General features: G+C 71.5%; 18 protein-coding genes, 1 tRNA gene and 3 pseudogenes. 16 read left to right on the top strand and 6 right to left on the bottom strand.

Translation table 11 applies throughout. The annotated features are described in order from the left end of the window. Positions 1 to 21 precede the first annotated feature (21 nt). Both ACEXOX_RS11225 and ACEXOX_RS11220 read left to right on the top strand, forming a co-directional pair. A pseudogene (locus ACEXOX_RS11225) lies at positions 22 to 527 on the top strand (arginine repressor); the annotation flags it as partial. A gap of 132 nt (positions 528 to 659) precedes the next feature. Beyond that, entirely contained in the window at positions 660 to 1,829 is a 1,170-nt protein-coding gene (locus tag ACEXOX_RS11220; RefSeq protein WP_406520264.1) for an amidohydrolase family protein, read from the top strand. Positions 1,830 to 1,857: 28 nt separating this feature from the next. Here ACEXOX_RS11220 and ACEXOX_RS11215 read toward each other — a convergent pair whose 3' ends face one another. Together ACEXOX_RS11215 and ACEXOX_RS11210 are read right to left on the bottom strand one after the other, a co-directional pair. Continuing rightward, positions 1,858 to 2,055: a hypothetical protein gene (locus ACEXOX_RS11215; RefSeq protein WP_406520262.1), complete on the bottom strand. Its 198-nt coding sequence runs from the start codon at positions 2,053 to 2,055 to the stop codon at positions 1,858 to 1,860. Further along, complete coding sequence (locus ACEXOX_RS11210) at positions 2,052 to 2,438, bottom strand: ATP-binding protein (RefSeq protein ID WP_406520261.1); 387 nt, start codon at positions 2,436 to 2,438, stop codon at positions 2,052 to 2,054. The genes ACEXOX_RS11215 and ACEXOX_RS11210 overlap by 4 nt, the downstream gene beginning before the upstream one ends. A 132-nt stretch (positions 2,439 to 2,570) precedes the next feature. Between ACEXOX_RS11210 and ACEXOX_RS11205 the strand changes: the two genes are divergently transcribed. Further along, on the top strand, positions 2,571 to 3,806 hold the full coding sequence (locus tag ACEXOX_RS11205) for a helix-turn-helix domain-containing protein (RefSeq protein WP_406520259.1): 1,236 nt from the start codon (positions 2,571 to 2,573) through the stop codon (positions 3,804 to 3,806). A 29-nt stretch (positions 3,807 to 3,835) separates the two neighbouring features. Then, entirely contained in the window at positions 3,836 to 4,141 is a 306-nt protein-coding gene (locus ACEXOX_RS11200) for a hypothetical protein (RefSeq protein WP_406520258.1), read from the top strand. Positions 4,142 to 4,234: 93 nt separating this feature from the next. On the opposite strand, the gene ACEXOX_RS11195 is transcribed toward ACEXOX_RS11200, so the two are convergent. Further along, positions 4,235 to 4,308, bottom strand: a tRNA-Pro gene (locus ACEXOX_RS11195). 161 nt (positions 4,309 to 4,469) lie between these two features. Here ACEXOX_RS11195 and ACEXOX_RS11190 point away from each other — a divergent pair. From ACEXOX_RS11190 to ACEXOX_RS11160, 7 genes are all read left to right on the top strand, one after another. Continuing rightward, a complete protein-coding gene (locus ACEXOX_RS11190; protein WP_406520257.1) occupies positions 4,470 to 4,841 on the top strand; it encodes a DUF488 domain-containing protein in 372 nt (123 codons plus the stop codon). Between the two features lie 147 nt (positions 4,842 to 4,988). Further along, entirely contained in the window at positions 4,989 to 6,182 is a 1,194-nt protein-coding gene (locus tag ACEXOX_RS11185) for an argininosuccinate synthase (protein WP_030999539.1), read from the top strand. 177 nt (positions 6,183 to 6,359) lie between these two features. Next, positions 6,360 to 7,787 (top strand): argininosuccinate lyase, encoded by a 1,428-nt coding sequence (argH, locus tag ACEXOX_RS11180; protein WP_406520255.1) that lies wholly within the window; start codon positions 6,360 to 6,362, stop codon positions 7,785 to 7,787. A 172-nt stretch (positions 7,788 to 7,959) separates the two neighbouring features. Beyond that, positions 7,960 to 8,511 carry a TetR/AcrR family transcriptional regulator gene (locus tag ACEXOX_RS11175; protein ID WP_406520254.1) on the top strand — a complete coding sequence of 184 codons (552 nt, stop codon included), beginning with the start codon at positions 7,960 to 7,962 and terminating at the stop codon, positions 8,509 to 8,511. Then, positions 8,508 to 10,100, top strand: a complete 1,593-nt coding sequence (locus ACEXOX_RS11170; protein ID WP_406520253.1) for an MFS transporter — start codon at positions 8,508 to 8,510, stop codon at positions 10,098 to 10,100. Before ACEXOX_RS11175 ends, ACEXOX_RS11170 begins: the two co-directional genes overlap by 4 nt. 363 nt (positions 10,101 to 10,463) lie before the next feature. After that, entirely contained in the window at positions 10,464 to 11,831 is a 1,368-nt protein-coding gene (locus ACEXOX_RS11165; RefSeq protein ID WP_406520251.1) for a bifunctional metallophosphatase/5'-nucleotidase, read from the top strand. 41 nt (positions 11,832 to 11,872) lie between these two features. Next, a complete protein-coding gene (locus tag ACEXOX_RS11160) occupies positions 11,873 to 12,424 on the top strand; it encodes a 5'-nucleotidase C-terminal domain-containing protein (RefSeq protein WP_406526296.1) in 552 nt (183 codons plus the stop codon). Between the two features lie 110 nt (positions 12,425 to 12,534). Here ACEXOX_RS11160 and ACEXOX_RS11155 read toward each other — a convergent pair whose 3' ends face one another. Beyond that, positions 12,535 to 13,203 (bottom strand): lysophospholipid acyltransferase family protein, encoded by a 669-nt coding sequence (locus tag ACEXOX_RS11155; RefSeq protein WP_406520249.1) that lies wholly within the window; start codon positions 13,201 to 13,203, stop codon positions 12,535 to 12,537. A 252-nt stretch (positions 13,204 to 13,455) separates the two neighbouring features. On the opposite strand from ACEXOX_RS11155, the gene ACEXOX_RS11150 reads away from it, so the two are divergent. Beyond that, positions 13,456 to 14,604, top strand: coding sequence for a glycerophosphodiester phosphodiesterase (locus ACEXOX_RS11150; protein ID WP_406520247.1), 1,149 nt, complete (start codon positions 13,456 to 13,458; stop codon positions 14,602 to 14,604). Positions 14,605 to 15,373: 769 nt separating this feature from the next. Next, entirely contained in the window at positions 15,374 to 15,892 is a 519-nt protein-coding gene (locus ACEXOX_RS11145) for a GNAT family N-acetyltransferase (RefSeq protein ID WP_406520245.1), read from the top strand. 40 nt (positions 15,893 to 15,932) lie between these two features. On the opposite strand, the pseudogene ACEXOX_RS11140 reads toward ACEXOX_RS11145, so the two are convergent. Both ACEXOX_RS11140 and ACEXOX_RS11135 read right to left on the bottom strand, forming a co-directional pair. After that, a pseudogene (locus ACEXOX_RS11140) lies at positions 15,933 to 16,384 on the bottom strand (hypothetical protein). Beyond that, positions 16,377 to 16,744, bottom strand: a pseudogene (locus ACEXOX_RS11135) (hypothetical protein). Before ACEXOX_RS11135 ends, ACEXOX_RS11140 begins: the two co-directional pseudogenes overlap by 8 nt. A gap of 240 nt (positions 16,745 to 16,984) precedes the next feature. Here ACEXOX_RS11135 and ACEXOX_RS11130 point away from each other — a divergent pair. The 3 genes from ACEXOX_RS11130 (at position 16,985) to ACEXOX_RS11120 (ending at position 19,868) form a co-directional block, all read left to right on the top strand. Beyond that, positions 16,985 to 17,632 (top strand): HAD family hydrolase, encoded by a 648-nt coding sequence (locus tag ACEXOX_RS11130; protein ID WP_406520244.1) that lies wholly within the window; start codon positions 16,985 to 16,987, stop codon positions 17,630 to 17,632. 398 nt (positions 17,633 to 18,030) lie between these two features. Further along, entirely contained in the window at positions 18,031 to 19,092 is a 1,062-nt protein-coding gene (locus tag ACEXOX_RS11125; RefSeq protein WP_406520242.1) for a methionine ABC transporter ATP-binding protein, read from the top strand. Next, positions 19,089 to 19,868, top strand: a complete 780-nt coding sequence (locus ACEXOX_RS11120) for a methionine ABC transporter permease (RefSeq protein WP_406520240.1) — start codon at positions 19,089 to 19,091, stop codon at positions 19,866 to 19,868. The genes ACEXOX_RS11125 and ACEXOX_RS11120 overlap by 4 nt, the downstream gene beginning before the upstream one ends. Positions 19,869 to 19,956 lie beyond the last annotated feature (88 nt).

Here is a 19,956-nt window from a genome sequence, read left to right as displayed (position 1 = left end):
GGACAACGAGACGCCGCACGGGGGCCTGCCGTACCGCAGACCCGCACCGCACGCCACCGCCGGATCGTGGACATCCTCAACCGGCAGGCCGTCCGCTCCCAGAGCCAGCTCGCCAAGCTGCTCGCCGACGACGGCCTGTCCGTCACCCAGGCCACCCTCTCCCGTGACCTGGACGAACTGGGCGCGGTGAAGATCCGCAACACCGGTGGTGAGCTGATCTACGCGGTACCGAGCGAGGGCGGCGACCGCAAGCCGCGGGCGCCGCTGGGGAGTCCGCCAAGGAGGAGCGGATGCGCCGCCTCTCCGGGGAACTCCTCATCTCCGCCGAGGCGTCCGCCAACCTCGTGGTCCTGCGCACCCCGCCCGGCGCCGCCCAGTTCCTCGCCTCCGCCATCGACCAGGCGGAACTGCACGACATCCTCGGCACCATCGCCGGCGACGACACCCTGATGCTCATCAGCCGTGACCCGGCCGGCGGCCAGGCCCTCGCCGACCACCTGCTGCACCTGGCGCAAAAGGCACGCTGAGCCGCGCGGTCCTCGCCAGGCCGCCCGCCCGGCCGCTGTACTGGGGCTTCGCCCGGGCCGCCGCGGCCGGGCGGCACGGGAGCCCGCCTCGGGCGGCCGGGTGGCCGGGCGGCACGCGGCGCGGGAGGACCGATGCTGGCAGTACGCGCACGAGCACTGTTCGACGGAGTGGGACCAGGGCTGGTCGAGCGGCCCACCGTACTGATCGAAAACGGCCGGATCGCCGCCGTCCACCCCGGCGGGCTACCGCTGGTCGGGACCGACGTCCTCGACCTGGGCGCCGCCACCCTCCTCCCCGGCTTCATCGACACCCACACCCACCTGGCGTTCGACGCGAGCGACGACGTCATCGGCAGGCTCACCGCCGCCGACGACAGCACCCTCCTGCAACGCGTCCGGACCGCCGCGCGGGCCTCGCTCGCCGCCGGAGTGACGACCGTACGAGACCTCGGCGACCGCGCCTACCTCACCCTCCGCCTCCGCACGGAAACCGCACAGGACCCGGCCGCCGGCCCGCACGTCGTCGCCTCCGGCCCGCCCCTGACCACCATCCGCGGCCACTGCTGGTTCCTCGGCGGCCAAGCGGAGGGCGTCGACGGCGTCCGCGCGGCCGTACGCGAACGGGCCGAACGCGGCGCCGACCTCGTCAAAGTCATGGTCACCGGCGGCGACCTCACCCCCGGCTCCGACCCGTACAGCGTCCAGTACAGCCGCGACGAACTGCGCGCCATCGTCGACGAGGCCCACCACCACGGCCTCCGCACGACCGCCCACGCCCACGCCACCACCGGCATCCGCGAAGCGGTCGCCACTGGCTTCGACACCGTCGAACACTGCTTCTTCCTCACCGAAACCGGCGTCGACTTCGACCGCCAGGTGATCGAGGAAATGGCCCACCGCGGCACCACCGCCTCCCTCACCCTCGGCGCCCTCCCGGGTGGGCCTCCGCCCCCGGCCCACATCGCCCGCCGCATCCCGTCCCTCGTCACCGGCCTCGCCACCCTCCGCGAAGCCGGCGTGACCATGGCCCTCGGCAGCGACTCCGGCATCTTCCCGGTCAAGGCCCACGGCAGCTACCCGCACGGCATCACCGCCATGACCGACTTCGGCTTCACCCCGGTGGAGGCCCTCCGGGCGGCAACGTCGACGGCGGCACTGGTGTGCGGCCTGGCCGGCCGGAAGGGACGGATCGCGGCGGGGTACGACGCGGATCTGGTCGCGGTGGGCGGGGATCCGGTGGCGGACGTGAGGGCTGTGCTTGATGTGGTGGCGGTGGTTCGGGGTGGGCAGCGGGTGGGGTGAGGGGCGTGCGGAGAGGGGAGGCGTGCCCCTACAACTGGTCCCGCACATCCTCGCGCGGCATGATCAACGTCAGGCGGTCGGGGCGGCGGGAGTCCCACTGCCCTTGCCCCCACTCCGGCCGCAGTACCCACACGGTCCCGCCGCGCACGTCCGTGACGATCCCGCGCCGGCGGGTGTCCTCGTCATGGATGAGGTCGCCCACCCACGGGAGCTGCTCGTCGCTCATCCTCGTTCCTTCCCGTGCAGCTCCGCCCACACCCGCTTGCCCCACGGCAACGGATCGGCGCCCCAGGCCGCCGCCAGTCCGGCCACGAGCGCGAGACCACGCCCGTCCTCGTCCCCACCGCCCGGCTCCCGGAGTTCCGGCAGCTCCAGCGACTTGTCCACGACACTGATACGCACTCGGGCCGCTCCCGGCCGGGTGACCGAGACTCGGATGCAACGGCTCCGCGCGTGCTGAACGGCGTTGCACACCAGCTCGGAGACGATCAGGGCGCCGTCATCGGCCAGCTCGTCCAGCCCCCAGGCGGAAAGGGCGTCGCGCACCAGGCGTCTGGCGGTTGCTGCGCTCTCGGAAGCGCGGGGCAGGGTTCCGGCAACTCGTGCCATGCCGATTCGCCCTTTCAGGTTGGTCGCGTCCCGCAGCCGTCCGTACAGCCGCCGGGGCTTACGGACCGATCATCGGGACGAGCGCCCGCCAGACCCATCCCACCGCCCTATAGGCCGCCCTATATTCGCGGTATGACGGCACCCGGCCTCGGCATCTGGTCCCACCCGGAGCTTCGTTCGGCGCTCGCCGCCGAGGACTGGGGTGCCGTCCTGCGCACTTACCGCAGGCTCGCGGGGCTCTCGCAGACCAAGGTCGGCGAACTCGTCGGTCTGGTGCAGCCGGACGTGTCCGACATCGAGCGCGGGCGCCGTCGGGTGACGTCCAGCGAGGTACGGCAGCGCATCGCGAACGGGCTCGGAGCGCCGGCGCACGTGGCGGGGAGAGACCAGCAGCCGGTAGCGGGACTCGTGTTGCCCGGCCTGGAGCCCGACGGTGACCTGCTCGCACGCATCACGGGTGCGACCGACGCGACACACAAGGCGGACGCCGCCACCCTGGACTGGCTGGACAGGCTGCTCGCCGAACACCGTTCCGCCGAGGACCTGATCGGTTCGCGGCCGCTGGTGAGCCTGATGCGGCAGCAACTCCGGGCCGTCGTGGACCTGTTCGCGGGCGCCCGGGGCCCGCTCGCGGGGCGGGTGGTCCGGCTCGCCTCCGAACACGCCCAGTTCCTCGCATGGATGGCACAGGACCAGGGGCAGACCGCCGCCGCTCTCGCCTGGTACGACCGCAGCCACGACTGGGCCCTGGAAGCCGGGGACGCGGACATGGCCGCCACGACGCTGAGCATGAAGGCGCACCTGGCGTGGTCCGGAGGCCAGGGTGGCCGCGCCGTACGTCTCGCCGAAGCGGCACGCCGATCGGCACCGGACGCGTCGCCCGGCGTACGGGGCATGGCGGCCCAGATGGCCGCGCGGGGTCACGCCCTCATCGGCGCCGGCGGCGACGCCCACCGTCTGCTTGACGAGGCCCAGGCGCTGATCACCCGGGCGTCCGAGCGTCCGGAGGACGAACCCGCGTGGATGTACTTCTACGGCGAGACGTGGTTCACGCTCCAGCGCGGGATGATCGCCATGCACCTGCGGGACTGGAGCGGCGCCGTCCAGGATCTGCGTACCGGGCTGGCAGGGCTGGGGGACAGCTACCGGCGTGACCGGACCTGGTACGGATGCTGCCTGGCCCACGCGCACGCCGGTACCGGAGAGGCCGCCGAGGCCCTGGCCACAGCACTCCCACTCGTCCCCGACGCCGCCACGATCGGCCGCCCCCACTCCTGGAACGAGCTGCATGTCACGGCTGCGGCTCTGATGCGCGGCGGAGCGAAGGAGGGGCGTCTGCTCGCGGATGCGCTGGGGCAGTACGACTGACTGCCAACCGCTCAGAACGGACCTGCTTGATGTCTTCCACGGCTGAACTGCACCACTTCTCCCACTACGACCTGCCCGATATCCGTCAGACACTGATCGACGTACATGCCGATGTGCACGCCGCCCGGATGGCGGACGAAGAGTTCCGGCGGGAGTTTCCCTGGTTCGTGGACCACTGGGGCGACAACCCCGGGTTCTCCTGCGTGATCGCGTACGACGGAGGCGAGGCCGTGGGCTTCGCGTACGGCGCTCCCGGTGCGCCGGGGCGTGAGTGGTGGTGCGGCCACCCGAGCCCGTACCCGGGAAGGATCGGACGTCCCACTTGTACGCGGTGATGGTCACGCGCCTGCCGCCGAAACGGCCCGAGAAATGATCAAGAGGCCGTCCGGATGTCTCCGATACGGCCTCTGACCTGCGACTCTCACGAGTCGGGACGACAGGATTTGAACCTGCGACCCCTTGACCCCCAGTCAAGTGCGCTACCAAGCTGCGCCACGTCCCGGTGCTCGCTTCGGCCGGGTTTTCCCGGTCGCGGCGTGCACAAGAAAAATACCCTGTTCGGGGCTCGGAATCCAAAGCGGGGGCCATGGGGTGGTGCATAACGGCCGAAAAGGGGCGTGGGAGTGCCGCGCGGGCCCCGCGGGGGCGTGCTTGCATGGCGCCATGGGTGATCGACAGGGGCAGGGAGAGGTCCGGCGGCGGCGTGTGTACGAGGCGCCTGAGGCCGGGGACGGGGTGCGGGTGCTCGTGGATCGGTTGTGGCCGCGGGGGCTGGCGAAGGATGTCGCGCGGCTAGACGAGTGGTGCAAGGACGTGGCGCCGTCGAAGGAACTGCGTACTTGGTACGGGCACCGGGCCGAGCGGTACGAGGAGTTTGCCGAGCGGTATCGGGCGGAGCTGGCCACCTCGCCGGCCGCGGAGGCGTTGGAGCGGCTGCGGGGCTATGCGGCGGACGGGCCACTGACGCTGCTCACCGCGACCAAGAGCCTGGAGCTGAGCCATGTGACGGTGCTGGCGGAGGTGCTGGGGGAGTAGGGGCGCGGGCATGGTGGGGTGCGGTTGACCTGCGGGAATGGGGTGTTCGGGGGTCGCGGTTGCGCCATTCGCGTGAAGCGCGTTGACGAATCATGCGGTGGAGTGCATAGTTATACCCATCAGCGTATGCACCGTAAGGAGAAACCCGTGACCGAGCGCGTCGTACTCGCCTACTCGGGCGGCCTGGACACCTCCGTCGCCATCGGCTGGATCGCCGAGGAGACGGGCGCCGAGGTCATCGCCGTGGCTGTGGATGTCGGCCAGGGCGGCGAGGACCTGGATGTCATCCGTAAGCGCGCGCTCGCCTGTGGCGCGGTCGAGGCGGAGGTCGCGGACGCCAAGGACGAGTTCGCCGACGAGTACTGCCTGCCGGCGATCAAGGCCAACGCGCTGTACATGGACCGGTACCCGCTGGTCTCCGCGCTGTCCCGGCCGACGATCGTCAAGCACCTGGTCGCCGCGGCCAAGAAGCACGGCGCGAGCACCGTGGCGCACGGCTGCACCGGCAAGGGGAACGACCAGGTGCGGTTCGAGGCGGGAATCTCCTCGCTGGCGCCGGACCTGAAGTGCATCGCTCCGGTGCGGGACTACGCGATGACGCGGGACAAGGCGATCGCGTTCTGCGAGAGCAAGAACCTGCCGATCACGACGACCAAGAAGTCGCCGTACTCGATCGACCAGAACGTCTTCGGGCGGGCCGTGGAGACCGGCTTCCTGGAGGACATCTGGAACGCGCCGATCGAGGACGTGTACGAGTACACGCAGAACCCGGCGCTGCCCCGGGAGGCCGATGAGCTGGTCATCACCTTCAAGGAGGGCGTGCCGGTCGCGATCGACGGCAAGCCCGTGTCGGTGCTCCAGGCCATTCAGCAGCTCAACGAACGGGCCGGAGCGCACGGCATCGGCCGGATCGACATGGTCGAGGACCGGCTCGTCGGTATCAAGTCGCGTGAGGTCTACGAGGCGCCCGGCGCGATCGCGCTGATCACCGCCCACCAGGAGCTGGAGAGCGTCACCGTCGAGCGTGAGCTGGCCCGCTACAAGCGGCAGGTCGAGCAGCGCTGGGGCGAGCTGGTCTACGACGGCCTGTGGTTCTCGCCGCTGAAGCGGGCCCTGGACGGGTTCATCGAGGAGGCCAACCAGGCCGTGTCCGGTGACATCCGGATGACGTTGCACGGTGGGCGCGCGGTGGTCACCGGGCGGCGGTCGGAGCAGTCGCTGTACGACTTCAACCTGGCGACGTACGACACGGGTGACACCTTCGACCAGTCGCTGTCGAAGGGCTTCATCGAAATCTTCGGGATGTCGTCGAAGATCGCCGCCAAGCGGGATCTGGCGTAAGGGCGCGAAGCCCGGGGGCGGGAAGTCCAGGGGCGAAAAGCCCAGGGGCGGAGAGCCCTGGGGCGGGAAGCCGTCACGGCCGGGGTGTTTCCGCTTCCCCGGCTCCGTCCCCGGTGGCCGGTTCTTCGCCGGCCGCCGGGGATCCGTACATCTCACCATCCACGAGGAGCTGAGCAAGTGAGCAGCAACAGCGGTGACGTCCGGCTCTGGGGCGGCCGGTTCGCCGACGGGCCCGCCGAGGCCCTGGCGAAGCTGTCCGCCTCCGTCCACTTCGACTGGCGGCTGGCGCCGTACGACATCGCCGGTTCCCGTGCCCACGCGCGTGTGCTGCACAAGGCGGGGCTGCTCACCGAGGACGAGCTGACGCGGATGCTGGGGGGACTGGATCAGCTGGAGGCGGATGTCGCCGACGGCGGTTTTGTCGGGACCATCGCCGACGAGGACGTGCACACCGCGCTGGAGCGGGGGCTGCTGGAGCGGCTCGGTCCGGACCTCGGCGGCAAGCTGCGGGCCGGGCGGTCCCGTAACGACCAGGTCGCCACGCTGTTCCGGATGTATCTGCGGGACCACGCCCGGATCATCGGCGGGCTGATCGCCGATCTCCAGGAGGCGCTGGTCGGTCTCGCGGAGGCGCATCCGGAGGTGGCGATGCCGGGCCGTACGCACCTCCAGCACGCGCAGCCGGTGCTCTTCGCGCACCACGTCCTCGCGCACGTCCAGGCGCTGTCGCGGAACGCGGAGCGGCTGCGGCAGTGGGACGCGCGGACGGCGGTCTCGCCGTACGGATCGGGCGCGCTGGCGGGTTCCTCGCTGGGCCTGGACCCGGAGGCGGTCGCCGCCGACCTCGGGTTCGAGGGTGGCAGTGCGGCCAACTCCATCGACGGGACGGCCTCGCGGGACTTCGTCGCCGAGTTCGCCTTCATCACCGCGATGATCGGTGTGGACCTGTCCCGGATCGCCGAGGAGATCATCATCTGGAACACGAAGGAGTTCTCCTTCGTGACCCTGCACGACGCCTTCTCCACCGGCTCCTCGATCATGCCGCAGAAGAAGAACCCGGACATCGCCGAGCTGGCGCGCGGCAAGTCCGGACGGCTGGTCGGCAACCTGACCGGCCTGATGGCCACGCTGAAGGCGCTGCCGCTCGCGTACAACCGGGACCTCCAGGAGGACAAGGAGCCGGTCTTCGACTCCTGTGACCAGCTGGAGATCCTGCTGCCGGCGTTCACCGGGATGATGGCGACGCTGACCGTCAACCGGGAGCGCATGGCGGAGCTGGCCCCGGCCGGGTTCTCGCTGGCCACCGACATCGCCGAGTGGCTCGTACGGCAGGGTGTGCCGTTCCGGGTGGCGCACGAGGTCGCGGGGGAGTGCGTCAAGGAGTGCGAGCGGCACGGCATCGAGCTGGACGAGCTGAGCGACGAGCAGTTCGCCGCGATCTCGCCGCATCTGACGCCTGAGGTGCGGACGGTGCTGAACGTGGCCGGCGCACTCGCCTCGCGCAGTGGCCGGGGCGGCACGGCCCCGTCCGCCGTCGCCGTCCAGCTGGCGGAGGTCAAGACGGACCTGGCCGCGCAGCGGGAGTGGGCGGACGCCAAGCGCTGAGCGCCGTTCACCTGCGTGAAATCGGCGGGTGCGAGCACCGGGCGGCGGTGTTCGCGCTCGGGCCGCGGCCCCTTCGGAGTTGTCCGGAGGGGCCGCGGCCGTTGCGGGGTGGGGAAGGGGCGGGACGGAAAGCCGTGAGACGTTCGTGTCTCATTCGGGTACCCTACGTCTCATGGCCGTTGATCGAGAACACGTACTGAAAGAAGCCGCCGGCCTGCTCACCCGCAAGGCGACCGCCGGCATGGACGAGATCGCCAGGGCCGCCGGCATCAGCCGCGCCACCCTCCACCGCCACTTCGCGGGCCGGGACGCCCTGATCAAGGCGCTGGAGGAGCTGGGCATCGCGCAGTTCGGCGGAGCGCTGGACGCCGCTCGCCTCGACGAGGACGACGCGGTGACCGCACTGCGCCGGCTGATCACCGAGTCCGAGCCGATCGCCGGTTTCCTGTCCTTCCTCTACACCGAGAACCAGCTCTTCGAGGGCGAGGAGGTCAACGACGGCTGGGCACGGCTGGACGCCCGTATCCACGCCCTGTTCCGGCGCGGCCAGGAGGAAGGCGACTTCCGGATCGACCTGACGCCCGTCTGGCTCACCGAGGCGCTGTACGGACTGATCGGCGCCGGCGCGTGGGCCGTGCACGAAGGGCGTGTCGCCCGCAGAGACCTCGACCACTCGATCGCCGAGCTGCTGCTCGGCGGCATCCGACGGAGCATGGAGAAATGAGCAAGCCCGCCAAGGAGACCGCGGAGCGCACCGGCGCCACCGCGGAGCACCAGCCCCGCCCCGGACGCTGGCTCGCGCTCGCCGTCCTGGTCCTCGCCGTCCTGCTGGTCGGCGTGGACGCCACCGTCCTGGGCCTGGCCACCCCGTTCCTCAGCGAGGACCTGCGCCCGTCCGGCACCCAACTGCTGTGGATCGGCGACGTCTACTCGTTCGTCATCGCCGGTCTGCTGGTCTCCATGGGCAGCCTCGGTGACCGCGTCGGACGCAAGAAGCTGCTGCTGACCGGATCGGTCGTGTTCGGCGCCATGTCGGTGCTGGCCGCGTACGCGGGCAGCCCGGCCATGATGATCGTGGCGCGGGCGCTGCTGGGCGTGGCGGGCGCGACGCTGATGCCGTCCACCCTCGCGCTGATCCGCAACCTCTTCCACGACCCCAAGGAACGCAGTCTGGCCATCGGCATCTGGGGTGCCATGGCCTCGGCGGGCGCGGCCGTCGGCCCGGTGCTCGGCGGCTTCCTGCTGGGCCACTTCTGGTGGGGCTCGGTCTTCCTGATCAACCTGCCGGTGATGGCGCTGCTGGTGATCATCGGCGTCAAGGTGCTGCCGGAGTCCCGCAACCCGAACCTGGGCCCGTGGGACCTGCCCAGCGTGGGCCTGTCCCTGGTGGGCATGGTCGGCGTCGTCTACGCGGTCAAGGAAGCAGCGGTGCACGGCTTCCGCTGGGACATCGCGGCGGCCGCCGTCCTCGGGCTGCTCGCGCTGGTCACCTTCGTCCGCCGGCAGCGGTCCCTGAAGTCGCCGCTGCTGGACATGAAGCTCTTCCAGCATCGCGGCTTCTCCGGTGCCGTACTGGCCGACCTGCTGACCATCCTGGGCCTGTCCGGCCTGGTCTTCTTCCTCTCGCAGTTCCTCCAGATGGTGCAGCTGCGCTCGCCGCTCAACGCGGGCCTGGTCGAGCTGCCCGCCGCGATCGGCGCGGTGGGCGCGGGGCTGGCCGCCGGATACGTCGCGCGGCGGCTGTCCGTACGGCTCGTCGTCGCCGGCGGCCTGGGCGTGGTCGGCCTGGCCCTGGCCGGCTGCATCGGCCTGGGCCAGGACACCAGCACCTTCACCCTCGGTGCGATCCTGTTCGCCGTCGGCGTCGGGGCGGGCTTCGCCTTCACCGTCACCGCCGACGTGATTCTCTCCAGCGTGCCCAAGGAGCAGGCGGGCGCCGCGTCCGCGGTCTCGGAGACGGCGTACGAACTGGGCGCCGCCCTCGGTATCGCCCTGCTCGGCTCCATCGTCACCAGCATCTACCGGGATTTCGCCACGCCGCACGGCGTGCCCGAGACGACCGCGGACGCCGCCAGGGAGTCGCTCGGCGGCGCCGTCGAGGCGTCCGGCACCCTTCCGGCCGACGCCGGGGACAGTCTGCTGAAGGCCGCCCAGCACGCGTTCGTGGACGGTCTGGACACCGCGGCGGGGGTCGGCGCGGCCGTCCTGATCACCGCTGCCTGCGCCGCGTGGTTCCTGCTGCGCGGGCAGCGGCTGGAGGACGGTTCCGCCGGAGTGGAGCCGGAGCCCGAGGCCGAGGCCGCGCGTCGCTGATCCGGGGGCTCGGAAGGCGGTGTGGCGTTGATCCGGGGGCTCGGAAGGTGGTGCGTCGTCGGTCCGGGTGCTCGGAAGGCCGGGTGTCACCGGTCCGGGTGGTTCGGGAGGCCGTGCGTCGCTGATTCGGGTGGTGCGGGAGGTGGAGCGTCACCGGTCCGGGTGATCCGTGACAACGCGCATCACCGATCCGGGTGATTCACGAGAGCGTGCCTCACCGATCCGTGTGTCCCGTGGTACCGGGCAGGGGACGGCAGTTGTCCCCTGTCCGTTCACATTCCGGCCGTCTCGTGTGGGCCGGAAGGCCCCCATGGCTCGTTTGACTCTCCAGTCGTTCCCCCGCACTCGGGCACTCTCTGGAGGGTGACGACCTTGGCAGAGCTCGGCAGACGCATGTTCCTCACCGCGGCGGGGGCTCTGGCCACCGCCAGCGCGGTCGGCACCCACGCCTTCGCCTCGGGCCACGCGCGCGACGCGCGGTCCGCCGACGAGTACGTGGACGTGCAACTGCTCAACATCACCGATCTCCACGGGTATCTCCAGGCGGCTCCGGGCAGCACCTCGGTGATCACCGGCGCCGGTGGCAGGAAGTACACCGTGGGCGGCGTGGCCTACATGGCCGCGCACCTCGAACGGCTGCGGGCGGACCGCGCCAACTCCCTCTTCTTCGCGCCCGGAGACCTCTTCTCCGGCTGGGAGTTCGCCTCCGAGTCGCTCGCCGACGAACCGACCATCGAAGCCCTCAACCGGATGGGCCTGGACTTCGCCTCGGCCGGCAACCACGAGTTCGACAAGTCGCCCGCCTTCCTCTCCCAGCACATGGTGGACGGCATCTCCTACCCGACGGTCGACTGGGACAACTCCTTCGTCGACTCCTCCGGACAGCGTTTCCACGGCGCCGACTTCGCGTACTACGGCGCCAACACGGTCTGGGCCCGCAACGGCGAACGGGTCCTGCCGCCGTACAACATCGAGTGGGTGGACGCCGGACAGGGACGTCGGCTGCCGGTCGGCTTCATCCACCTGACCGCCCTCGGCACCGAGACCATGCCGGCCTCCTACCAGCCGGGGCTGCGCACGCTGGACCCGCTGGCCACCGCCGACCGCTGCGCCGCAGAGCTGAAGTCCCGCGGCGTCAACGCGATCGTGCTCAGCCTGCACGACGGCGCGGTGGCCGGCGGCGACTTCAACAGCGGCACCAACCCCTCGGGCCCCGCCTACGAACTGGCGCTGCGCTGCTCGCCGGACATCGACGCCATCGTGTGCGGCCACTGGCACACCGCCTTCAACATGATGGTTCCCGACCCCGGCGGCGTGCCCCGCCCGTTCGTCGAGGCCGGCTGCCACGGCCAGATCGTCAACGAGATCAGTCTCCGGCTGGACCCGGGCACCGGCAAGGTCGTCCGGGAGCTGACCACCTCCACCAACCACCCCAATACCCGCGACGTGGCGCCCCATCCGGAGCTGTCGGACGTCGTCAAGTACTGGGCCGGGTACGGGACCCGGCGCGCCGCGGTGCCCCTGGGCAAGCAGTCCGCCTCCTTCACCCGGACCCGCAACGCGGCGGGCGAGTCCACCATGGGCGACCTGGTGGCCGACTGGGCGCTGTGGGCCGGGCGGCAGCCGCAGGGCCCGATGAACGACGCCAACCTCGACCCCCGGTCCCCGCCGACCTGGCCCTCATCGCCATCGCGCCGCGCATCGGGCAGGCCATCATCGCCGGGGACCTGACGTACGACGCCGCGACGAACGGCACGGTCGCCTTCGGCAAGGTGTGGAACGCGGTCGGCTTCGGCGACCCGATCGTCACGGCCACCGTCACCGGGCAGCAGCTCCACGACGCGCTGGAGCAGCAGTGGACCGTGCCCGCCGGCGGCGGTCTGAAGTACGCGCCGCTGGCCGTCTCCGCCAACGTCCGCTACAGCTTCGACGCCACGGGCCCGGCGGGCGACCGGGTCGACCCGGTCGACGTGTTCATCGACGGCACCGCGCTGGACGTGTCCCGCACGTACCGCGTCGCGGCGCCGTCGTACACGCTGCTCAACCAGGACGGGTATCCGGCGTTCACCGGCTTCACCCGGCCCTTCCGGCACAACCGCGACTTCGAGAGCTTCGTGACGTACGTCAAGGAGCGCGGCCGCATCGAACCCGCGCCGCTGGACCGGGTGACGGTGAAGAACAGCAGCGCACCGGGCGCGCGGATCGGCGCGACCACGGTCCCGCCGCGGCTGCGCAGCGCGGACGGCAAGGTGCTGCCCCGGGCGGAGGCCGCGGTGCTCGCCGCCGGGCGGCCCTCGGCGGAAGGATTCCGCGTGCCCTGCTAACCGCACGGGACGGGCGAAGGACGGCCGTACGGAAGAAGTGCCGCGGCAGCAGCACGCAGGCCCCGTCCGGGACCGGACGGGGCCTGCGCGATGCGGGTTCTCGGCGGTGGTCAGGCCGCGCGGGCCTTGGTGGCGTACATGTCCACGTACTCCTGGCCGGACAGCTCCATGACGTCGCTCATCACCTCGTCGGTGACGGCGCGCAGCACGTAGCGGTCCCGGTCCATGCCCTCGTAGCGGGAGAAGTCCAGCGGCTCACCGAAGCGGCAGGTCACCGGCGCCACGTGCGGGCGGCCCTTGCCGCCGGGCTGCACCTTGTCGGTGCCGATCATCGCGAACGGCACGACGGGCGCGCCGGTCATCAGGGCGAGGCGGGCGATGCCGGTACGGCCGCGGTACAGCCGGCCGTCGGGGGAGCGGGTGCCCTCGGGGTAGATGCCGAAGATCTTGCCCTCGTCCAGGATGCGGCGGCCGGTCATCAGCGCGGCGACACCGCCGTGCCCGCCGTCCCGGTCCACCGGGATCATGCCGGCGGTGGTGAAGAACCAGGCCATCAGCCGGCCCTTGAAGCCCTTGCCGTTCACATACTCGTCCTTGCCGATGAAGAACACCTGGCGCTTGACGATGAGGGAGAGGAAGAGCGAGTCGATGAAGGTGACGTGGTTGCCGGCCAGGATCACCGGTCCACTGCCCGGGATGCGCTCCGCGCCCTCGACCTTCGGGCGGAACAGGACACGCATGACGAATCCGAGGAACGCCTTCAGCAGAATGCGGGACAACGGGCCCTCCGGTCGTGGATGGTCTGCGGCGGCCGCCGCGAGCGTGCACGAGTATGCAGCCCAGGACGATACTCGTCGGCCGGCCTCGATCGCACATCGGGTTCACGGGAGCGATACGCAGAGTTGACATGGGTTTCCCGCGCGTTGGGGGGCAGGTCTCCCGTTCGAAAGGTGTACGTGCCTAGGATCGCCCCGACCCCATTGTCAGGTGCCGGACACCCTCACCGGTGCCCTGGAGCAAGGAGCGCGATCATGCAGGAACGGCAGCAGCCGGGACGCCGGACGGTACTGGGCGCGGCGGCCCTCGGCGCGGGCGCGGCGGTCTGGGGCGGCACCGGCACGGCGAGCGCCGCGAGTTCCCGCGGGCGCGGCCACGGCGCGCACGGCGAGCTGCCCGTACCGCTGATCGTCGGCCACCGCGGCGCCAGCGGCTACCGGCCCGAGCACACCTTCGGCTCCTACCAGCTCGCGCTGGACATGGGCGCGGACGTCATCGAGCAGGACGTCGTGCCCACCAAGGACGGCCACCTCGTCTGCCGGCACGAGAACGACATCACGGCCACCACGGACGTTTCCGCGCACCCGGAGTTCGCGGCCCGCAAGACGACGAAGACGGTCGACGGGGCCAAGCTCACCGGCTGGTTCACCGAGGACTTCACCCTCGCCGAGCTGAAGACGCTCCGGGCGAAGGAGCGCATTCCGGGCACCCGGCAGCACAACACCCTTTATGACGGCGTGTGGGACGTACCCACCTTCGAAGAGGTGCTGAAGTGGGCCGACCGCGAGGGCCGCAAGCGCGGCCGCCGCATCTGGCTGCACATCGAGACCAAGCACCCCACCTACTTCCGCAAGCTCGGCCTGGGCCTGGAGGAACGTCTCGCCCGGCTGCTGCGCAAGTACGGACGGCACAAGAAGCACTCGCCCAACTTCCTGCAGTCCTTCGAGCCCAGCAGCATCCAGCGGCTCGACAAGCTCGTCGCCTGCCCCAAGGTCGTCCTGCTGGGCACCCTCAAGGACCGCCCCTGGGACTTCGAGGTGGCGGGCGACCCGCGCACCACCGCAGACCTGGTCAAGCCCGCCGGCCTGAAGTGGATCTCCGGCTTCGCGCAGGGCATCGGCCCGGACCTGACCGTCATCCTCCCGCGCACCGAGGACGACAAGCTGGGCAAGCCCTCCTCCGTGGTCAAGGACGCGCACGCCGCCGGACTGGTCCTGCACCCCTACACCGGCCGCAACGAGAACACCTTCCTGCCCGCCGACTTCCGCCGCGGCACCGACCCGAACGCGTACGGCGACGCGCTGGGCTACTTCAAGAAGTGCCTGGCCACCGGCATCGACGGCCTCTTCTCCGACAACTGCGACACGGCGCTGCTGGCCGCCGCGGAGTTCCGCAAGCACTGACCGGCGGGGCGCCGCACGGCGTCACCCCACGACCGCCGGTGCCACGGACGAGTGAGGCCGTGGCACCGGTGAAACCACCCGGCCCGCCGCCACGTCTCGTACGCCATGCGGCACGCCACCCCGGACGACGACCTCATTCGTACGCTGCGCCCCCTGCTCGCCGCCGAAGTCGCGGCCGAAGCGGCCGCCGCGGGAGCCGACGCCGAAGACCTCGAACAGGGCGTGTGGGCCCGGCTGCTGGAACACACCCGCGCGGCCGGACCACCCGCCGAACCCGCCCGGTGGCTACGCCGCGCGGTCCGCGCCGAGGCCCGCGGCGCACGGCGGGTGGCGCTGTGGGAGATCCCGTACGACCCCACCGGACCGCAGCCCCGGATCGCCGCCGTCGCCGAACGCGCGGCCCTGGAGGCCGAGGCGCGGCGGGCGCTGCTCGCCACCGTCGAACGGCTCCCCGGACGCTGTCCCGCCCTGGTGCGTGTCCTGTTGTCGCGCTCCGACCTCACCTACCGCGAAATCTCCGCCGCGTTGGGAATGTCACAGGGGAGCTTGGGGCCGGTCCGTTCCCGTTGCCTGGAATGCCTGCGCAGAATGCTCACGGCGGAGGTTGCCGCTGCGCGAAACCGGGGACTCCGGAAGCAGCAGCGTCAGTCACGCCACGACGGCGGCGTGCACCCCACGGAGCCGTCGGTCAGGGCAACCGGTCCGGGCGTACCCTCGCACCCTCTGCGCGCCCGGGCGCACCGAACCGAACAAGGGGAGGCAAACGCGCATGGGCATGAGCGTGACCGTATCGGCAGCGACCGACCAGGACGCCGAGCAGATCCTCAAACTCCAGTACCTCTGCTACCAGCCGGAGGCCGCGCTGTACGACGACTACTCGATCCAGCCGCTCACCCAGACCCTGGATGACCTGCGTGCCGAACTGAGCGACGCCTGCGTGGTGGTGGCCCGGCTCGGCACGGAGGTCGTCGGGGCGGTACGCGGCACGGTCGACGCCGACGGCACCGCCGCCATCGGCACGCTCGTCGTCCACCCGCGGATGCAGCGGCACGGACTCGGCGGGCGGCTGCTGACCGCCGTCGAGGAGCGGCTGACCACGGAGCGCTCGGCCAAGCGTTACCGGCTGACCGCCGGGCACCGCAGCGAGGGCAACCTGCGCCTGTACCGCGGCCACGGTTACGTCCCCGTCGGCACCGAGCAGGTCAGCCCCCGGCTCAGCCGGGTCACGCTGGAGAAGGAGGCGGCCGTCGCGGAAGGCACGCCGCAGGACTACGTGGCGAGCGCCTGACCGGCCGGCCCCGTACCGCGAGGGTCCGCCGGGGAGCGCGTCACGCCCGGCGGGCCCGCCGCAGCCAGAGCAGACCGGTCACCGGCAGGAAGATCGGGATGAAGAGGTAGCCCATGCCGAAGTTCGACCAGACCGTGGCGTCCGGGAAGGCGGAGCGGTCCACCAGCGTCCACGTGCCGACGCCGAGCACGCCGAGCAGCTCCAGCGCGCAGCACACGACCGCCGCCCTGCGGGCCCCTCCCCGCCGCGTACCAGCGAGAACAGGATGAAGGCGTAGACCACCGCGGAGACCGCGGACAGGATGTACGCCAGCGGCGCCCGGTCGAACTGCGCGATCAGCTGGTAGGCCGCGCGCGACGCGGCGGCGACGGTGAAGACGCCGTACAGGGCCACCAGCAGCCGCCCGGGGCCGGTGCCCAGGGAGCGCCGCTCCCCGGCAGTGTCGTCGGGCGCGGGCCCGGAGGACCGGGCTCCCGTGGATGTCTCAGCCATGGCCGCCTCCCCAGATGTCGAACAGCCGCACTTCCAGTACGGCGAGCACCACCGCGCCCGCGGCGACGGTGGCCGAGCCCCAGCGCGTCCGCTCCGAGAGGGACAGGAAGCCGGTGGCCGGTACGCAGGCCGCCGCCCCGATCAGATAGGCGACGAAGATCGCCGTACCGTCCCGCGGTGTCTGGCCGCCCCCAACCGCACCAGCCCGACGACCAGTTGGACCACGCCCAGCAGCGAGACCACGGCCATGCCGATGAAGTGCCAGTCCTTCGTCGGCTCGTCGCGGTACGCGGCGAAGCCGCACCAGGCGGCCAGGGCGAGAGCGGTCGCGCCGATCACGGCCGTCAGCGCGTCGATCACCGGGACCTCCGCGCGGCGCGGCTGCGCGCAGTGGAGAAAAGGGGCATGAGGTGATGCTAATCGGCGGCCGGGGGCGGGAGCGCGCGGCCCCGCCGGTCGCCCGTGGACGATCTCCGCCGGCCGGGCGCGGCCGCTCCGGCAGGCCGCCTGCGACCGCTCCGGCGGCCGTCCGCGGTGCCTCCGGCCGGCCGTCCGCTGTCCTTCCGGCCGATCACCCCGCGTCACGTACCCTGGCGCAGCATGAAGATCTCCGCGGCCGCACTGCTTTTCGACAACGACGGCACCCTCGTCTCCTCCATGGACTCGGTGAACCGCTGCTGGGCCAGGTGGGCCGAGGAGTACGGCATCACACCCGAGGAGTTCGCCCGGGTCGAGCTGCACGGCCGGCCGGCCGCCGAGATCATCGGCGATCTGCTGCCTGCCGCCCGGGTGCCGGAGGCGCTGGCCCGGATCGAGCAGCTGGAGGTCGCGGACGTCGCGGGCGGCGTGGTCGCGCTGCCCGGCACCCTCGCGCTGCTGGCGCAGCTGCCGCCGGAGCGCTGGGCGGTCGTCACCTCCGCCACGGCCCGCCTGGCGGAGGCCCGCCTCGCCGAGGTCGGCATCCACCCGAAGGCCCTGATAGCCGCCGACGACATCACCCGCGGCAAGCCCGACCCCGAGCCGTTCCTGCTGGCCGCCCGGCGGCTGGGCGTGGACCCGGCCGACTGCGTGGTCTTCGAGGACGCGCCCGCCGGGCTGCGGTCCGGCCGCGCGGCCGGAATGACCACCGTGGCATTGACCACAACGCACCGGGCCGACGAGCTGTCCGCCGACGTGATCGTCGAGGATCTGTCGGCGGTGTCCGTGCAGGCCACGGCGGACGGCCTGGAGATCGTCACGGCGGACTGACCGGCCGTCCACCCCTCGGTCGGGCCTGTCCGCCATACGGACAGGCTTGATCCGGCCGTACGCCTGTCTGGTTTACTGGCGAACATGACCACGACGAGCAACCGCACCCCTGCGACCGAGGCGCCCCTGACGCCCGGTGCTCGTTGCATGTGTCGAATGTGTGACCGCTGAGGGCCCCCGCCGAGCCTCGCGCCCCGAAGCGAGACCCGCCGCCTTGCGCCGTGCGAACCGTACGCCCGTCCGTACGCCACGGCCCCGGCCGCCCCGCGTCACCGGACCTCGAAGCCGGGCCACCGTGCCCACAGCGCCCCCTCTCGGTCCTCCATGCCGCACTCCGCAATGAATGCCCCGTGCCCGGCGGGCGAGCCGCCCGGCACACGACAGTGACGGAATTCCCAGTGATCACCACAACGGGCCTGACCAAGGTCTACCGCTCAGGAGACCGCGAAGTCACCGCCCTGGACGGCGTCGATCTGCACGTCCGCGAGGGCGAGGTGTACGGCGTCATCGGCCAGAGCGGCGCCGGAAAATCCACCCTCATCCGCTGCGTCAACCTCCTGGAGCGCCCCACCTCCGGCACGGTCACCGTCGCCGGGCAGGAGCTGACTTCGCTGGCCGGGAACGGACAGCGCGCCAACGCCGCGCTGCGTGCCGCGCGCAGCCACATCGGCATGGTCTTCCAGCACTTCAACCTGCTGTCCTCGCGCACCGTCCAGGACAACATCGAGCTGCCGCTGGAGATCCTCAAGGTCGACCGCCGCGAGCGCTCCCGCAAGGCGCTGGAACTGCTCGACCTGGTTGGCCTCGCCGACAAGGCCAAGGCGTACCCCGCCCAGCTCTCCGGCGGCCAGAAGCAGCGCGTCGGCATCGCCCGCGCCCTGGCCGGCGACCCCAAGGTGCTGCTCTCCGACGAGGCCACCAGCGCCCTGGACCCGGAGACCACCCGCTCCATCCTCCAGCTGCTGCGCGACCTCAACCGCCAGCTCGGCCTGACCGTGCTGCTGATCACGCACGAGATGGACGTCGTCAAGACGATCTGCGACTCGGCCGCGCTGATGAAGAACGGCCGCGTCATCGAGCAGGGCACCGTCTCGGAACTGCTCGCCACCCCCGGCTCCGAACTGGCCCGCGAGCTGTTCCCGGTCGGCGGCGAGCCCTCCGGCCCGGACCGTACCGTCGTGGACGTCACCTTCCACGGCGAGGCCGCCACCCGCCCGGTGATCTCCGAGCTGTCCCGTACGTACAACGTGGACATCTCCATCCTGGGCGCCGCCATGGACACCGTCGGCGGCAAGCAGATCGGCCGGATGCGCATCGAGCTGCCCGGCCGCTTCGAGGACAACGTCGTGCCCATCGGCTTCCTGCGCGAGCAGGGCCTCCAGGTGGACGTGGCCGGCGACCCGGCCGAGTCCGCGACGACGGCGCCCGCCGGCGCGCTGGTGAAGGAAGGTGCCAAGTGACCTGGTCGCAGATGCAGCCGCTGCTGTACAACAACACGCTCGACACACTCTTCATGGTGTGGTGGTCGACGTTCTACGCCGTCCTGTTCGGCGTCCCGCTCGGCGTCCTGCTGATCCTGACCGACCGCGGCGGCATCCTGCAGAACGTCGTGGTCAACAAGATCATCGGCGCGGTGGTGAACATCGGCCGGTCCTTCCCCTTCCTGATCCTGATGGTCGCGCTGATCCCCTTCACGCGCCTGCTCGTCGGCGTCTCGATCGGCCCCACGGGCGCGGTCGTGCCCCTGGTCATCGCCGCCATCCCGTTCTTCGCCCGGCTCGTCGAGGCCGCGCTGCGCGAGGTCGACCACGGGCTGGTCGAGGCCGCCCAGTCGATGGGCGGCGGCACCTGGACCATCGTCTTCAAGGTGCTGCTGCCGCAGGCCCTGCCCGCGCTGGTCGCGGCCGTGACCACCACCGTCATCACGCTGATCGGCTACTCCGCCATCGCCGGCGCGGTGGGCGGCGGCGGCCTGGGCAACCTGGCCTACACCTACGGCTACCTCCAGTACGAGACCAACCTCATGGTCATCACCATCGTGCTGCTGATCGTCCTGGTCATCGCCGTCCAGCTGCTCGGCGACCTGATCGTGCGCAGGCTGGCCCGCCGCGGCAGCCGCGGCTCCTCCGCCGTACGCGTCGGACTGCGCAAGGCGCCCGCCCCGGCCACCGCGGCCGGGGAGCCCGCCGGGACCGCACCCGCCACCGACGCCCCGCAGGAGCGCGTCGGCGCCTGAGACCGGGTCCAGCGGACCCTCTTGAGCCCGGACCCTTTGCCGGGCGCACCCCGCGCGGAGCCGCCGGCCCCGCGCGACCGAGAAACCG

The organism is Streptomyces sp. Ac-502 (assembly GCF_045222935.1).
Classification (GTDB): Bacteria; Actinomycetota; Actinomycetes; order Streptomycetales; family Streptomycetaceae; genus Streptomyces; species Streptomyces monomycini.
The sequence above is the reverse complement of the archived record's forward strand: the minus strand, read 5'-3'. Positions and strand labels throughout refer to the sequence as shown.

Bases quoted from the DNA above. Each gene is read 5' to 3' on its own strand.
- ACEXOX_RS11190 (WP_406520257.1), top strand. From the start codon at position 4,470: ATGGGTGATCGACAGGGGCAGGGAGAGGTCCGGCGGCGGCGTGTGTAC.
- ACEXOX_RS11150 (WP_406520247.1), top strand. From the start codon at position 13,456: ATGCAGGAACGGCAGCAGCCGGGACGCCGGACGGTACTGGGCGCGGCG.
- ACEXOX_RS11200 (WP_406520258.1), top strand. From the start codon at position 3,836: ATGTCTTCCACGGCTGAACTGCACCACTTCTCCCACTACGACCTGCCC.
- ACEXOX_RS11130 (WP_406520244.1), top strand. From the start codon at position 16,985: ATGAAGATCTCCGCGGCCGCACTGCTTTTCGACAACGACGGCACCCTC.
- ACEXOX_RS11175 (WP_406520254.1), top strand. From the start codon at position 7,960: ATGGCCGTTGATCGAGAACACGTACTGAAAGAAGCCGCCGGCCTGCTC.
- ACEXOX_RS11210 (WP_406520261.1), bottom strand. From the start codon at position 2,438: ATGGCACGAGTTGCCGGAACCCTGCCCCGCGCTTCCGAGAGCGCAGCA.
- ACEXOX_RS11220 (WP_406520264.1), top strand. From the start codon at position 660: ATGCTGGCAGTACGCGCACGAGCACTGTTCGACGGAGTGGGACCAGGG.
- ACEXOX_RS11170 (WP_406520253.1), top strand. From the start codon at position 8,508: ATGAGCAAGCCCGCCAAGGAGACCGCGGAGCGCACCGGCGCCACCGCG.
- ACEXOX_RS11215 (WP_406520262.1), bottom strand. From the start codon at position 2,055: ATGAGCGACGAGCAGCTCCCGTGGGTGGGCGACCTCATCCATGACGAG.
- ACEXOX_RS11205 (WP_406520259.1), top strand. From the start codon at position 2,571: ATGACGGCACCCGGCCTCGGCATCTGGTCCCACCCGGAGCTTCGTTCG.
- ACEXOX_RS11145 (WP_406520245.1), top strand. From the start codon at position 15,374: ATGGGCATGAGCGTGACCGTATCGGCAGCGACCGACCAGGACGCCGAG.